The sequence below is a fragment of the Xenorhabdus aichiensis genome (assembly GCF_028598775.1).
In the GTDB taxonomy this organism is placed as follows: Bacteria; Pseudomonadota; Gammaproteobacteria; order Enterobacterales; family Enterobacteriaceae; genus Xenorhabdus; species Xenorhabdus bovienii.
On sequence record NZ_JAQRFO010000018.1, the window covers coordinates 69,413 to 84,554 of the forward strand.

11 protein-coding genes are annotated in these 15,142 nt (G+C 44.6%); 5 read left to right on the forward strand and 6 right to left on the reverse strand.

Translation table 11 applies throughout. The annotated features are described in order from the left end of the window. Positions 1-22 precede the first annotated feature (22 nt). The 4 genes from purB (at position 23) to PSI22_RS10170 (ending at position 5,043) form a co-directional block, all read left to right on the forward strand. Positions 23-1,393: an adenylosuccinate lyase gene (purB, locus tag PSI22_RS10155; RefSeq protein WP_273579636.1), complete on the forward strand. Its 1,371-nt coding sequence runs from the start codon at positions 23-25 to the stop codon at positions 1,391-1,393. 298 nt (positions 1,394-1,691) lie between these two features. Then, complete coding sequence (gene phoP, locus PSI22_RS10160) at positions 1,692-2,375, forward strand: two-component system response regulator PhoP (protein WP_273579637.1); 684 nt, start codon at positions 1,692-1,694, stop codon at positions 2,373-2,375. After that, entirely contained in the window at positions 2,365-3,825 is a 1,461-nt protein-coding gene (gene phoQ / locus PSI22_RS10165) for a two-component system sensor histidine kinase PhoQ (RefSeq protein WP_273579638.1), read from the forward strand. Before phoP ends, phoQ begins: the two co-directional genes overlap by 11 nt. Positions 3,826-3,921: 96 nt before the next feature. Beyond that, positions 3,922-5,043 carry a ribosomal protein uL16 3-hydroxylase gene (locus tag PSI22_RS10170; RefSeq protein WP_273579639.1) on the forward strand — a complete coding sequence of 374 codons (1,122 nt, stop codon included), beginning with the start codon at positions 3,922-3,924 and terminating at the stop codon, positions 5,041-5,043. A 40-nt stretch (positions 5,044-5,083) separates the two neighbouring features. Here the strand turns inward: PSI22_RS10170 and pepT are convergent, their stop codons facing one another. From pepT to lolC, 5 genes are all read right to left on the reverse strand, one after another. Beyond that, positions 5,084-6,331: a peptidase T gene (pepT, locus tag PSI22_RS10175; protein ID WP_273579640.1), complete on the reverse strand. Its 1,248-nt coding sequence runs from the start codon at positions 6,329-6,331 to the stop codon at positions 5,084-5,086. A 67-nt stretch (positions 6,332-6,398) separates the two neighbouring features. Further along, a complete protein-coding gene (gene cobB / locus PSI22_RS10180; protein ID WP_273579641.1) occupies positions 6,399-7,229 on the reverse strand; it encodes a Sir2 family NAD+-dependent deacetylase in 831 nt (276 codons plus the stop codon). 166 nt (positions 7,230-7,395) lie between these two features. Beyond that, positions 7,396-8,643: a lipoprotein-releasing ABC transporter permease subunit LolE gene (lolE, locus tag PSI22_RS10185; protein ID WP_273579642.1), complete on the reverse strand. Its 1,248-nt coding sequence runs from the start codon at positions 8,641-8,643 to the stop codon at positions 7,396-7,398. Next, positions 8,643-9,344 carry a lipoprotein-releasing ABC transporter ATP-binding protein LolD gene (gene lolD / locus PSI22_RS10190; RefSeq protein ID WP_038195140.1) on the reverse strand — a complete coding sequence of 234 codons (702 nt, stop codon included), beginning with the start codon at positions 9,342-9,344 and terminating at the stop codon, positions 8,643-8,645. The genes lolE and lolD overlap by 1 nt, the downstream gene beginning before the upstream one ends. Beyond that, a complete protein-coding gene (lolC, locus tag PSI22_RS10195) occupies positions 9,337-10,539 on the reverse strand; it encodes a lipoprotein-releasing ABC transporter permease subunit LolC (protein WP_273579643.1) in 1,203 nt (400 codons plus the stop codon). The genes lolD and lolC overlap by 8 nt, the downstream gene beginning before the upstream one ends. A 566-nt stretch (positions 10,540-11,105) precedes the next feature. On the opposite strand from lolC, the gene mfd reads away from it, so the two are divergent. Continuing rightward, a complete protein-coding gene (gene mfd / locus PSI22_RS10200; RefSeq protein WP_273579644.1) occupies positions 11,106-14,546 on the forward strand; it encodes a transcription-repair coupling factor in 3,441 nt (1,146 codons plus the stop codon). A 72-nt stretch (positions 14,547-14,618) separates the two neighbouring features. Here mfd and umoD read toward each other — a convergent pair. Beyond that, a partial coding sequence (umoD, locus tag PSI22_RS10205; protein WP_273579645.1) for a UmoD family flagellar biogenesis regulator occupies positions 14,619-15,142 on the reverse strand: 524 nt, incomplete at its 5' end.

A 15,142-nucleotide genomic window follows, 5' to 3' on the forward strand; every position in this document is an offset into this window, starting at 1 on the left:
TAAAATCCGGGAGTTGCTACCAATGGAATTATCCTCACTGACCGCTGTTTCTCCAATTGATGGTCGTTACGGCGACAAAGTTAGCGCACTACGCGCTATTTTTAGTGAGTTCGGCTTACTGAAATTCCGCGTGCAGGTTGAAGTACGTTGGCTGCAAAAACTGGCCGCCACAACAGAAATTAAAGAAGTTCCTGCGTTTGATGCAAGCGCAAACGCTTACCTGGATGAGATCGTCGCAAATTTCAATGAACAGGATGCACTGCGCATCAAAGAAATTGAACGCACAACCAACCATGACGTTAAGGCTGTTGAGTATTTTCTAAAAGAAAAAGTGGCGCATATTCCTGCTCTTCATCAAGTCGCTGAATTTATTCATTTTGCCTGCACATCAGAAGACATCAATAATTTGTCACATGCATTGATGCTCAAAACTGCCCGTGAGGAAATTTTACTGCCTCAATGGCGTCAGTTGATCGACACTATCAAGCGTATGGCCCACGACTACCGTGACTTACCTTTGTTGTCACGTACACACGGACAACCCGCTACCCCTTCTACTGTCGGTAAAGAATTGGCTAACGTGGCTTATCGTATGGAGCGCCAATTTCGCCAGCTTGGACAGGTTGAAATCCTAGGTAAAATCAACGGTGCTGTCGGCAACTACAATGCTCACCTGTCTGCCTATCCGCAGGTAGATTGGCACCAGTTCAGCGAATCATTCGTCACATCTCTGGGGATTCAGTGGAATCCATATACCACTCAGATCGAGCCACATGATTACATCGCGGAACTGTTTGATTGTGTAGCACGTTTCAACACTATCTTACTTGACTTTGATCGTGATACCTGGGGTTACATTGCCCTGAATCATTTCAAACAGAAAACAGTTGCTGGTGAAATCGGCTCTTCTACCATGCCACACAAAGTCAATCCAATTGATTTTGAAAATTCTGAAGGAAATCTGGGATTGGCAAATGCTGTTCTGGGGCATCTTGCCAGCAAATTACCCGTTTCCCGCTGGCAGCGTGATCTGACGGATTCGACTGTATTGCGCAATCTGGGTGTAGGTCTGGGGTACGCGCTAATTGCTTATCAAGCCACCATGAAAGGTCTGAATAAATTGGAAATCAACAAACAGCACCTGTTGGATGAGCTGGATCAGAACTGGGAAGTGCTGGCTGAACCTATCCAAACCGTCATGCGCCGTTACGGTATCGAAAAACCCTATGAAAAATTGAAAGAACTAACACGCGGTAAACGCGTCGATGCCGAAGGTATGAAAACCTTCATTGATGGCCTTGAGCTTCCCGAAGAGGAAAAATCCCGTCTCAAATCCATGACACCAGCAAACTACATTGGCTATGCCACTTCACTAGTCGATGAATTAAAATAAAATTTTTTCATGTATCCCCCTATGGACAGGAAATTTTCCTGTCCATACCGGAAAAAAAGCATGCGCAAAATTACATAAAACATAAATAAAAGCAAAGTTATCTACTCCCACCAATTCTAATCCCTTGTTTTTAAAAGTCACTTTCATTAATATTCCGGCTTGGCAAAAATAGTTACTATACTTAATTCAATCATAATAATGATATATATAATCTTATTTAATACCTGTTGACGAAATTAACTATTTAGCTATTTTAAATTTACTTAGTAAACGTTACTGATTAGCATAAGGAATCATTATGCGTATACTCATTATTGAAGATGAGGCGATACTTCGCCATCATTTGACAGTACAGCTCCGAGAACTCGGTCATCAGGTTGATGCGGCTGAAAATACCAAAGAAGCTGATTATTATCTGAAAGAAAATCATCCTGATATTGCTATCGTCGATCTGGGGTTACCCGGAGAAGATGGCCTCAGCATGATACGGCGTTGGCGCAGCGATCAGGTTAATTTACCGATCCTAATCCTCACAGTTCATGACAGCTGGCAAGAAAAGGTCACAGTACTGAATGCTGGAGCAGATGATTATGTTACTAAGCCTTTTCGTCTGGAGGAGATTAACGCGCGCATACAGGCATTAATGCGACGTCACAGTGGGCTAGCATCTCAACTCGTTGAATTATCTCCATTCTTAATTGATCTCTCTCGCAAAGAGTTTTCAGTTAATAAAAACAATATCAAATTGACTGCGTTCGAATATACGATTATTGAAACGTTGATGCGTAATAATGGCAAAGTTGTCAGTAAAGAATCACTGATGCGCCAGTTATATCCTGATGCCGAATTACGCGAAAGCCATACAATTGATGTGTTAATGGGACGCTTAAGAAAAAAAATATCGAATGAATGGCCAGACGAAATCATTGTTACAGTCCGAGGCCAAGGGTATCGTTTCGATGTAAAACAACATGATATTTAAATTTTCGAAAAAGCATATTTCGCTGAGAACTCGATTTCTCATGGCGACGTCGGCCATTATCCTTGCGCTGACGCTGTCATATGGCCTTGTCGCCATTATCGGGTATTTAGTGAGTTTTGATAAAACAATTTATTCCATACTCCGTAGCCAAAGTAATTTATTTAGTACCTTGGCTAAATGGGATGGTAGCAAGCTGGTTATTAAAATTCCCCCCAACTTATCCATGACTAATCGCTCTCTGGCCCTGATTTATGACAATCAAGGTCGTATTCTCTGGCGCCAAAATTATACGCCAGAATTGGAAAAAAAAATCCCTAAGGAATGGCTGAAAAAAGATGGCTTGCATGATTTATCTATCTCTTTTAAAGAGAAAGAAGGTTTTCTCTACCCTAAAACATCGACTCAATCAGACAATTCAACCAAAACCGACTGGATCAATAATGATGAGTCATTAACTTATTCTGTAGCAGTCAACTCTTATGCTAAGACCGATAAGCTACCTGCGATGACAATTGTTATTATCGATACTATCCCACAAGATATGCAGAGTTCAGTGAAAGTCTGGGCATGGTTTGGATATGTACTGCTTGCCAACCTGATTTTAATCATCCCATTGATCTGGCTTGCTGCCGATTGGAGTCTGCGTCCAATTAAATCGATAATTACCCAAATAAGCGCTCTGGAAAGAGGTGAACGTGAAAATCTGGATGAAGAGCCTCCCAACGAATTAAAAGGTCTGGTCAGAAACCTGAATGCATTATTAAGTAATGAACGTCGACGTTATACTAGATATCGCACGACACTTTCTGACTTATCACATGGCCTAAAAACTCCATTAGCTGTGTTGCAATCTACCCTACTTTCACTGCGCTCAGGTAAACAGATGCCCATTACACAGGCTGAACCAATCATGCTTGAGCAAATCAACCGGATGTCCCAACTGGTTGACTACTACCTACGTCGTGCCAATATGCACAGCGATCATAACCTACTCTTGAGACAGAGTTCTTCCGTTTCAATTTTGCTGGATAGACTGATCATCGCACTGACAAAAGTTTATCAGTACAAAGGGGTCGATATTACACTGGATGTTTCTTCCGAAATCACTTGGTTAGGCGAAAAAAATGACTTCTTGGAAGTAATGGGAAATGTTCTGGAAAATGCCTGTAAATATTGCCTGGAGTTCGTCGAAATCACCGCCTTAATGGGCGATAATTCTGTCACTATCATTGTCGATGATGATGGCCCAGGTGTACCGCCAGAAAAACGCAATATGATTTTCGAGCGTGGTCTACGTGCAGATACATTACGCTCTGGTCAAGGGTTAGGGCTATCAATTGCTGCTGAAATTGTCGTGCAATATGACGGAAGCATCAGCGTTGAAGATAGCCCACTTGGGGGGACTAGGGTAAATGTAGTATTCCGCTCACAGCAAAGCTGTGAATACTGAGTGGGAGCGAGCTCGAAATATTTCAACCAAAACTGATATCGTGATTGACTATTCGTTATAATGGCCGGAAATTCACTTGTCACTCAGGATGTCACCATGGATTATCAGCTAAATCTAGACTGGCAATCGTTTTTGCAGAACCATTGGCAAAAACAGCCACTGCTGATTAAGCAGGGTTTCCAGCAATTTATCGATCCCCTTTCTCCCGATGAACTAGCGGGACTGGCGATGGAAAATGAAATCGATAGCCGTTTGGTCAGTCAGAAAAACGGTCGTTGGGAAGTTTCACATGGACCATTTGAAATTTATGACCATTTAGGCGAAAAAGATTGGTCATTACTTGTACAAGCCGTTAATCACTGGCATCTTCCTTCTTCTGCCCTGATGAAACCATTTCGCATGCTGTCTGACTGGCGAATGGATGATCTGATGGTTTCTTTCTCTGTTCCAGGCGGTGGTGTCGGTCCTCACCTAGACCAATATGATGTATTTATCATTCAGGGACAGGGACGCCGTCGCTGGCGTGTAGGCGGAAAAATACCAATGAAACAGCATTGCCCTCACCCTGATTTATTACAGGTTGATCCCTTTGAGGCAATCATTGATGAAGAAATGTTGCCAGGGGATATTCTTTATATTCCCCCTGGATTCCCGCACGAAGGCTACGCTATCGAGGATTCACTGAATTATTCCGTAGGATTCCGTGCGCCCAATGCCCGTGAACTCTTCAGTGGTTTTGCTGATTATATTCTGGCAAATGAATTGGGAAGCCATCGTTATAGCGATCCAGAGCTAACATTGCGTGATAATCCAGCGCTCATTCAGTCAAATGAACTGGGCACTCTACGAATAATGATGCGCGATCTGCTGGAACAACCAGCAACTTTCCAACATTGGTTTGGCGAATTTATCTCCCAATCACGCCATGAGTTGGACATTGCCCCACCAGAACCCCCTTATGAAAGCGATGAAATTTATGAACTGCTGAAGCAAGGTGAAAGTTTGAATCGCTTAAGTGGGTTACGCGTCCTGCGAGTTGGTGATCAATGTTTTGTCAATGGCGAACTAATAGATACTCCTCATATCCATGCCGCTGATGCGCTTTGTCAGCATGATCGAGTGGATGCGGGTATTCTGGGTGATGCCATTGATGATGTCCGTTTTATCAGCCTGCTAGCAGCATTGGTCAATAGCGGTTACTGGTATTTTAATGATTAATCTCTGAGTAAAAAATCCATCTGCTATGCAGATGGATTTTTTATATGTCAAATAATGAATTGTTTTCACGGATAGCCGTCAGTTCAGCAATCCGCATGATGACACTTACCGCCTGCTCCATTCCTTCCAGTGAAATAAATTCATACCGACTATGGTAATTATATCCACCCGTAAAAATATTCGGGCAAGGCAAACCGCGATAAGACAGTTGCGCTCCGTCAGTACCACCACGAATAGGCTGAATTATCGGTTCAATATCGCAATCCAGCATAGCCTGTTTAGCAATGGCAATAACATGTGGGTGTTTCATCATTTCACTGTACATATTGTAATAACGGTCATCAATTGTCAGTTCAATGTAGCAATCTGGGTGCAGTCCTTTTCCCGCCTTTTCCGCAATAGCGCATAGCGTGTTTTTACGTTTTTCAAAATTATCACGGTCAAAATCACGGACAAGGTAATGCATCTCAGCACGTTCCACCGTACCTTTTACACTCTGCAAGTGATAAAAACCTGCATATCCTTCCGTATGTTCAGGTGTTTCGTCCACTGGCAGTGCATGATGGATGCGCATTGCCAGAGAAGATGCATTGACCATCACCCCTTTGGCGCTGCCGGGATGGACCACATTACCGACAATCTTGATAGTCACAGTCGCTGCATTGAAGTTTTCAAACTCCAACTCACCCACGCCACCCCCATCCACGGTATAGGCCCATTCAGCACCAAAAGCTTCTACATCAAAGAAGTGCCCTCCTTTGCCAATCTCTTCATCGGGCGTGAATGCAACTCTAATATCGCCATGTGGAATGTTTTGCTGCTTCAAGCGCACCATCGCTGTAATAATTTCAGCAATGCCCGCCTTATCATCCGCTCCCAATAAGGTTTTTCCATCCGCCATAATCAATGTTTTTCCCAATAAGCTATGCAATACCGGAAACATGACTGGCGACAGCACTTCATTTCCCATCCCCAAGGCAATATCACCACCTCGATAGTTTTCCAAGATTTGCGGATTAACATGCTTACCAGAGAAATCTGGCGAGGTATCGAGATGTGAAATAAAACCGATGACAGGTACACACCAGGCAACATTGGATGGCAACGTTGCCATCACACAACCCTGCTCATTCAGCGTAACATTAGAAAAACCAAGCTGAGTCAACTCATCATGCAATGCTCTGGCGAGTTTCAGTTGACCATTACTGCTGGGAATAGCTTTGACTGATGGCTTTGATTGAGTATCAAACGCAATATATGCAAAAAAACGCTCTAATAATCTGTCCATCTTCTCCTCCCCCTGAATCATCTATCTTCATTATGGAGAAGAGGGACAGCATAAGTATTGCGTCAAATCAGCTTTTATCTGCCTTCATCTGCAGAAGTAATGATTGAACATATTGCGTGACAATTTTACTGGCATGGCCATAGTGTTTTTCATCAAATAGGTTTTCAACCTGACTGGGTTCCAGATTCAACTCGATAGTCAGTGCGCCAGATAACTTAGCTTCATGCACAAAACCTGCGGCAGGATAAACGTGACCAGACGTCCCAATGGCAATAAAAAGATCAGCATCCGCTAAAGCAGAATAAATCTGCTCCATACCCAATGGCATTTCACCAAACCATACGACATTGGGACGCAGTGGAGAAGGAAACTGGCAACAATGGCAGCGGTCTTCCATTGTCAATTCAGTCTTCCATTCAATCACCTGACCAGACTGGCAACAGCGTGCTTTCAGCAATTCACCATGCATATGCAAAACACGACGACTTCCTGCTCGTTCATGCAAATTATCGATATTCTGTGTCACGAGCAGAAAATTATCACCCAGTTGCTGTTCTAACTCTACCAAGGCATAATGCGCGGCATTAGGCTGGATTTCCGGCTGCTGGAGCTGTTTTCGACGCGCATTGTAAAATGCCTGAACTAATTCAGCATCACGTTGGAAACCTTCTGGCGTAGCAACATCTTCAACACGATGTTCTTCCCACAGGCCATCAGAAGAGCGAAATGTTCGAATGCCTGACTCAGCGGAGATACCCGCCCCCGTCAGTACGACCACATGAGGCCTTTTTATTTTATTTGCCAATCGAATATCCCTGTAAAAATTTTTTCTATTTAATCGCTGACACCGCAATCGTTTAACCTTGCAAAACTTACCAAACCGATGACGAACACGCATAAAACTATTTCCTTAGCATTGCCCTAATCTTCCTTTCACCCGGCACCTGTTCTGTTTAGAACATGCTCAGGTCGTCTATTCTGCTGATTAGAACCCTACCCGTTAAATCGCTATCGATTAAACCGACACGATAGCGCGCTTAGAGGATTGTTGATACTTTGGCATATTATTGACCGCTCAAAATCCGTGCTGGATCAAGTTTACTGGCCCGACGAGCCGGATACCAACTGGCCAACAGACTCAATATCAATGCCGTTAACAGGACATAGAAAATATCCATAGCATGTAATTCTGACGGCAGAAAATCAATAAAATAGATATCACCAGAAAGGAATTGATGACCGAGCAGTTTTTCCAGCCCTTTAATAATAGTCGTCAGATTCAGCGATGTGAGGATGCCAGCCATCGTGCCAATGACGCTGCCGACCATGCCAGTCAGTAATCCATACCATAAAAAAATCGCTCTGATATGACCATCTTTAGCTCCCAGTGTACGCAAAATAGCAATATCACTGCTTTTGTCTTTCACAGCCATAATCAGCGTTGAAATAATATTAAAGCAAGCCACACCGATAACCAGAACCATCGCTAGGTACATGATACCGCGTACCATCTGGATATCGTTGTACATATATCCGTAGTCCTTTATCCATGTACTGATATAGACATATTTTTCTGTCGCCTTGCCCGCATCCAAAACCCGCTGTTCTGCGGCAAAAACATTATCAGCTTTGATGGCTATCCCCGTAATAGCATGACCATAATCCAGATATTGCTGCGCATCGGATAAAGGAACCAAAGCCAGACGATGATCCAGCATGCCACTTAACTGGAAAATCCCAGTAACCTGTAGGCGAATGCGTTTCGGCTGCAAAAGTTTCAAACTCGGATCACTATTGGGGATCATGACCGTCAGCCAGTCACCTTGTTTCACATGCAGCGAATTCGCTACACCCTGCCCTAAAATCACCTGATGTTTGCCAGCATGAAACGCTTTCCATGCATCATCACCGACAAATTGAGGCAAAGCACTGACATCAGCTTCAGTGGTCGGTTCAACACCTCGTATCTGTACAGCGTGGAGTTTTTCACCTTTCTCCATCAATCCGGTAAATTCAATATAAGGGGAAGCACCAACAATACCCGCTGTCTGTTTTACTCGCTCAAGTGCCTGTTCCCAGTGCTGAAAAGGCTGTTCTACTGCGTAGAGCTGCCCATGTGGTACAACAGAAAGCACCCGGTTTTTCAGTTCTCGTTCAAAACCGTTCATGGCACTCAAGCCGATAATCAGCACTGCAACACCAAGCATGATACCCAATGTCGAAATGACAGAAATCAGAGAAACCATTCCTGCACGACGACGACCTCGGCTAAACCTTAATGCGGTAAATAATGCAAGAGGCAAATTCGCCATTACCTCTCTCCCACCAGAACGAGTTCATCCTGTAAAAACCCATCGCGCATTTCGACCTGACGAGCCAATCGGCCAGCAAGTTTCAGATCATGAGTCACCACCAGAAACGCCGTCCCTTGGCGTTGATTCAATTCCTGCAAAATTTCAAAGATGCTGTCAGCATTACGCTGGTCAAGGTTGCCTGTTGGTTCATCCGCCAGCACCAGTGATGGTTCATTCACCAATGCACGGGCAATAGCGACACGCTGGCGCTCACCGCCGGACAGTTCAGCAGGCCGGTGGTGTGCCCGCTTTTCCAACCCAACCGCTGCCAGCATCTCCAGCGCTTTTTGTGAAGCCTGGCGCTTTTTACCGCCAATCAATAACGGCATAGCAACATTTTCCAACGCACTGAAATCAGGCAATAGATGATGGAACTGGTAAATAAAACCGATTTCACTGTTGCGTAACTCGGCTCGTACAGAGGCAGACATTTCATTCAATGATCGTCCTTTAAAAAGAACTTCTCCGGACGTAGGCGAATCCAGTCCGCCAAGCAAATGCAGAAGTGTACTTTTACCCGATCCCGAACTACCGACAATCGCCATCATTTCTCTCTGTCGTATGGAAAAAGTGACATTCTTTAACACTTCTGTGGAAACCTGCCCTTCCTGATATTTTTTGCACAGATGATGACACAGCAATAAGGGTTGATTACTCATAACGTAAAGCCTCAGCAGGTTGAATGGCAGCCGCGCGCCAGGAAGGATATAGAGTCGATAATAGGGAGATCAACATGGCACTGGTGGCAATAAGCACCACTTGGGTAATATCAATCGCAACAGGTAATTGAATACCTTCAGTCAACAGGCCAACAAGAGGCATTAAGCTGTTTAACTGACTGGAAAGCAGAACACCCAGCCCCGTTCCCAACAAAGCACCAATGATGCCAGCACTCCCCCCCTGGATCATAAAGATCGCCATTACCTGACGGCGGGTTAGTCCCTGCGTCTGCAAGATGGCAATTTCACCCTGTTTTTCCATCACCAATAAAGAGAGGGAAGTGATAATGTTAAAAGCAGCGACTGCGATGATCAGGCTCAACAGTAACCCCATCATATTTTTTTCCATCCGAACAGCCTGAAAAAATTCGCCCTTGCGTTCACGCCAATCTTTCCATACTAATCCTTCCGGTAAAGTTTGCTGGCTTAATACATCCACCGTCAGCGGTTGATTGAGATACAGACGCCAGCCAGTAATATTATCTATGGGATAACGGAATAAGCGCACCGCATCTTGTTGATTGACCAGCATTTCCGTGTCATCGACTTCACTATTGGCAAAAAATGTTCCAATCACCGTGAATAACCGCTGGCTGGGAATTCTACCCATCGGCGTAAGCTGGCTGGCACTGGGTACGATAACGCGGATCTGATCACCTCGTTTAACACCCAGCTTTATAGCCAACTTCTCCCCCAAGATGACGAAATAACGTCCGGGTTGTAACTGAGTACGATCAATATCAGCAATATGCGCCGCCAGTGGCGTATATTCATTAGGAGTGATACCCAACATGACTCCCACACCAACATTACGGGCACTTTGTAGCACCACATCGCCTTGTACAATCGGAGTAATACGGTTAACTCCCTTTAGACCCGAAAGCTGATTCATCGGATGCTCATCAGGGTTGATAGAGCCTTTTTCTGATGTGATGATTGCCTGCGGCATAAAACCCAAAATGCTGCTTTCCAATGAACGTTCAAAACCATTCATGACTGACAGCACAGTAATCAGTGCAGCCACACCCAGCGTAATACCAATGGCCGATAACCAAGAGACAAAACGGCCGAATTTATCGACCGCCCGTCCACGCATATAGCGCAATCCTATAAATAATGAGACAGATTGAAACATGAAATCCGCCGTATCAAAATGATGTTTTTAAAAACAATGGGTTAAGAAAAAATGTCATATTTTATCTCTAGTTATGTATGCCAATATGTACAAAACCAATATCTATCCCGTCAGCTTTACTTATCACATAGTATCACCGTTTCGCTCAGATTTGATTATCGTCAATTTCAAGTGAAAAATAAAAAAACCAGCCATTATACTCAACCCTCGAAAATTTTGGCCTGATACAGAAAAGGCTACGCCGATGCGTAGCCTTGAGATCGCCATAATCTAATATAAAGATACTATTAACAAGAGCTTCTGATGTCATCCAATCTGACTTGCGCTCCTCTGGAATTACTGTCCAGATATTTTTGCCAAAATCAATAAACATAAAATCTATTACTCTTCTGTTGCCAAAGCAAAGTGTTCAGTGATAATAAAGAGCAACAATACTGTATGGAACCACTCGCACCCCGGTTCTGTTTTTTTACTTTCTCTCAACCTGCCAGCGTATTTGTTGCAAGGCTACTTGGTCAAAAATGTGTTGGGAATGGACTAAACCTTAGAGAACACATCAAACGCTTATGTCCGCAAAATACCGTTATCAACTTCCTGAACATCGCGGTGATATCCGCCAGTTGGGTCATTTGACTGGTGCCGCCTGTGCAGTCGAATGTGCCGAAATCATTGAACGTCACTCAGGGCCAGTGCTACTGGTGACGCAAGATATGCAAAATGCTTTGCGATTGCGTGATGAAATTCTGCAATTCACCCACGCACCAATAAATATGCTGTCAGATTGGGAAACATTACCTTACGATAGTTTTTCACCCCACCAAGAAATCATCTCAAATCGCTTATCCACGCTTTATCACTTACCGTTCATGACGAAAGGTGCACTAATCCTGCCCGTCAATACGTTGATGCAGCGTGTTTGTCCACATGAATATCTCAAGGGACATGCCTTGGTTATGTTCAAAGGTCAGCACCTTTCACGGGATAAACTGCGGGCAGAGCTGGAACAGGCCGGTTATCGCAGTGTTGAGCAAGTGCTTGAACATGGTGAATTTGCTACACGCGGCGCTTTGTTTGATATGTTCCCAATGGGGAGTGAACACCCTTACCGCATTGATTTTTTCGATGATGAAATCGATAGCCTGCGTACTTTCGATGTAGATAGCCAGCGAACACTAGCTGAAGTGGAAACAATCAATTTATTGCCAGCCCATGAATTCCCGACTGATCAAGAGGCGATTGAATTATTCCGCAGCCAATGGCGCGAACAGTTTGAAGTTCGCCGCGATGCTGAGCATATTTACCAGCAGGTCAGCAAGAAAATGCTGCCGGCTGGCATTGAGTACTGGCAACCCCTGTTCTTTGAACAGCCCCTGCCTGCGATTTTTGATTATCTACCCGAAAATACCCTGCTCATTACACAGGATTTAGTCAGCGCAGCAGAGCGTTTTTGGCAGGATACAGCACAACGCTTTGAAAGCCGAAAAATTGATCCAATGCGGCCATTATTATCTCCTGAGCGGATTTGGCTACCTGTCGACAAATTATTCGCTGAATTAAAAAACTGGCCCCGCATTCAGGTTAAAAATGAAGCACTCCCTCAAAAAGCAGGAAGCACCAACCTTGCTTATCAGGCTCTCCCTGATTTATCGGTTGCCACACAGCACAAAACACCTTTGGATAAGGTGCGCCGTTTCATCGAACAGTTCAACGGCAGGATCGTTTTCTCGGTAGAAAGTGAGGGACGTCGGGAAACCGTACAAGAGCTGTTGTCACGTATCAAAATTAGCCCGATAAAAATAAAACAGTTGATAGATGCCAATGAGTCTGGCTGTTTCTTGATGATAGGGGCGGCGGAGCATGGTTTCATTGATGAAGAAAATAAACTCGCACTTATCTGCGAAAGCGACATGCTCGGTGAGCGTGTAAGCCGGCGCCGGCAAGATAGCCGACGCACCATCAATACTGATACTTTGATCCGCAACCTCGCTGAACTTCGTCGTGGCCAGCCTGTTGTTCACCTTGAACATGGTGTTGGTCGTTATCAGGGACTGATTACGCTGGAAGCGGGTGGCATCAAGGCTGAATACCTGATCCTGACCTATGCCGGAGAAGACAAACTGTATGTACCCGTCTCCTCCCTGCATCTCATCAGCCGTTATGCTGGCGGTGCAGAGGATAGCGCACCACTGCACAAATTAGGTGGAGAAGCATGGAATAAAGCACGTCAAAAAGCGGCCGAAAAAGTACGTGATGTCGCGGCTGAGTTACTGGATGTGTATGCGCAACGTGCCATTAAACCGGGCTTTGCCTTCAAGCAGGATCCCGAGCAATACCAATTGTTTTGCCAAAGTTTTCCGTTTGATACGACACCTGATCAAGAGCAAACGATCAATGCGGTACTGGATGATATGTGCCAACCCATTGCCATGGATAGATTAGTGTGTGGTGATGTTGGCTTTGGGAAAACCGAAGTCGCGATGCGCGCCGCTTTTATGGCCATCACTAATAACAAACAGGTAGCCGTTCTCGTGCCGACAACCCTGTTGGCACAGCAGCATTATGATAATTTCCGGGATCGCTTTGCAAACTGGCCTGTGCATCTTGAAGTACTGTCACGCTTTCGCAGTGCAAAAGAACAACAGCAGGTTATTGATATGGCCGCTGAAGGCAAAGTCGATATCATCATCGGTACCCATAAACTTCTACAAAATGATCTGTGCTGGAAAGATATTGGTTTATTGATTGTCGATGAAGAACACCGTTTTGGGGTTCGCCACAAAGAACGGATCAAAGCCATTCGTGCTGATGTCGACGTCCTGACTCTGACCGCGACTCCCATTCCTCGCACGCTTAATATGGCAATGAGTGGTATGCGTGATCTATCGATTATCGCCACGCCACCTGCCCGGCGTTTAGCCGTCAAAACCTTTGTACGTGAATATGACAGTTTAGTCGTTCGTGAATCCATCCTGCGGGAGATCTTGCGTGGTGGTCAGGTTTATTACCTCTATAATGATGTCGAAAATATTGAGAAAGCCAAAAATCGGCTGGAAGAATTAGTTCCTGAAGCCAGAATCGTCGTCGGCCATGGGCAGATGCGTGAACGTGATCTGGAACGGGTCATGGCAGATTTCCATCACCAACGTTTTAATGTGCTGGTATGTACCACCATTATTGAAACCGGAATCGATATCCCCAGTGCCAATACAATTATCATTGAACGCGCTGATCACTTTGGATTGGCCCAATTGCACCAGTTACGCGGACGTGTCGGGCGCTCCCATCATCAGGCATATGCTTATCTGCTGACTCCAAACCCAAAAGCCATGACTACCGACGCCCAAAAGCGCCTGGAGGCCATCGCATCCCTTGAGGACTTAGGTGCAGGGTTTGCACTCGCCACTCATGATCTGGAGATCAGGGGGGCTGGTGAATTGTTAGGTGAAGACCAAAGCGGCCAGATGGCCAGCGTCGGTTTTACACTCTACATGGAACTGCTGGAAAGTGCCGTTGATGCGCTCAAAAACGGACGTGAGCCATCACTTGAAGATTTAACCAACAGCCAGACCGAGATTGAACTGCGTATGCCGGTACTTTTACCTGATGATTATATCCCTGACGTGAATATGCGCCTGTCTTTCTATAAGCGCATTGCCAGCGCCCATAATGACGCTGAACTGGCTGAACTGAAGGTTGAATTGATTGACCGATTTGGTTTACTGCCTGATCCGGGTCGCCAGTTATTGCAATCTGCCTCAATTCGTCTGACAGCACAGAATTTGGGTATCAAACGCATCGAAGCGCATGAGAAAGGTGGCTTTATCGAGTTCAGTGTTAACAATAAAGTCGACCCAAATTATCTGATCGGTTTATTGCAGACACAGCCTAACATTTATCGGCTGGATGGCCCCTCTAAACTGAAATTTATTACTGAATTAACAGAGAGATCTGCACGTTTGTCTTTCATCCAGCAATTATTGGAAGCCTTCATTCAGCATCAGATATAACACAACGATTGCACTGTTTCGCCGATACGGTTCCAGGCGAAAAAGTGCAATCTCCTTCTGAAAAAAGTATGGCTACAAATATGGCTGGAGAATTAATTGCCCTTTTTCATTTAACGGAATGGTTTGCTCCGGTTTGTATGTCACTCGCACTTTTCCAGGATTATCCCCAATAGTATAATTAACATCATACCCAACGGTGCGTTGCTCCTTCACATAAACCATCAGGCAATTTTTTAATGCTGAATGGTTTAATGCAAGATATTCCCTGCTTGCTTTTATATTGTCAAGAAGAGTCAATATACGGTATTCATATCCCGTAAAGAGACCCCCTTTCATATCTTCTGATCTAATAGGAATGGCGAATACTGTCTCATGGCAATAGTGATGAGGAGCAGGAACCGTTATTCGGATAGGCTCTGAAGATAATACTTGCGCAACTTTGGGTTGTGGGGATTCAAAATAAAGTGTTGCGGCAGTGCCAATGGCAGCAATAGCAATTAGAGAGCCTATTCCATACTGTCTTATCTTTAATTTACCCACATAGCACCTTGATATATTAATAATTTTATACACATTTTTATTGAAACATGCTCCCT

What these genes read in the sequence shown, in the direction of transcription:
- phoQ (WP_273579638.1), top strand. Translation starts at nt 2,365, where the DNA reads ATGATATTTAAATTTTCGAAAAAGCATATTTCGCTGAGAACTCGATTT.
- lolE (WP_273579642.1), bottom strand. Translation starts at nt 8,643, where the DNA reads ATGGCGAATTTGCCTCTTGCATTATTTACCGCATTAAGGTTTAGCCGA.
- PSI22_RS10170 (WP_273579639.1), top strand. Translation starts at nt 3,922, where the DNA reads ATGGATTATCAGCTAAATCTAGACTGGCAATCGTTTTTGCAGAACCAT.
- phoP (WP_273579637.1), top strand. Translation starts at nt 1,692, where the DNA reads ATGCGTATACTCATTATTGAAGATGAGGCGATACTTCGCCATCATTTG.
- lolD (WP_038195140.1), bottom strand. Translation starts at nt 9,344, where the DNA reads ATGAGTAATCAACCCTTATTGCTGTGTCATCATCTGTGCAAAAAATAT.
- pepT (WP_273579640.1), bottom strand. Translation starts at nt 6,331, where the DNA reads ATGGACAGATTATTAGAGCGTTTTTTTGCATATATTGCGTTTGATACT.
- mfd (WP_273579644.1), top strand. Translation starts at nt 11,106, where the DNA reads ATGTCCGCAAAATACCGTTATCAACTTCCTGAACATCGCGGTGATATC.
- lolC (WP_273579643.1), bottom strand. Translation starts at nt 10,539, where the DNA reads ATGTTTCAATCTGTCTCATTATTTATAGGATTGCGCTATATGCGTGGA.
- cobB (WP_273579641.1), bottom strand. Translation starts at nt 7,229, where the DNA reads ATGCGTGTTCGTCATCGGTTTGGTAAGTTTTGCAAGGTTAAACGATTG.
- purB (WP_273579636.1), top strand. Translation starts at nt 23, where the DNA reads ATGGAATTATCCTCACTGACCGCTGTTTCTCCAATTGATGGTCGTTAC.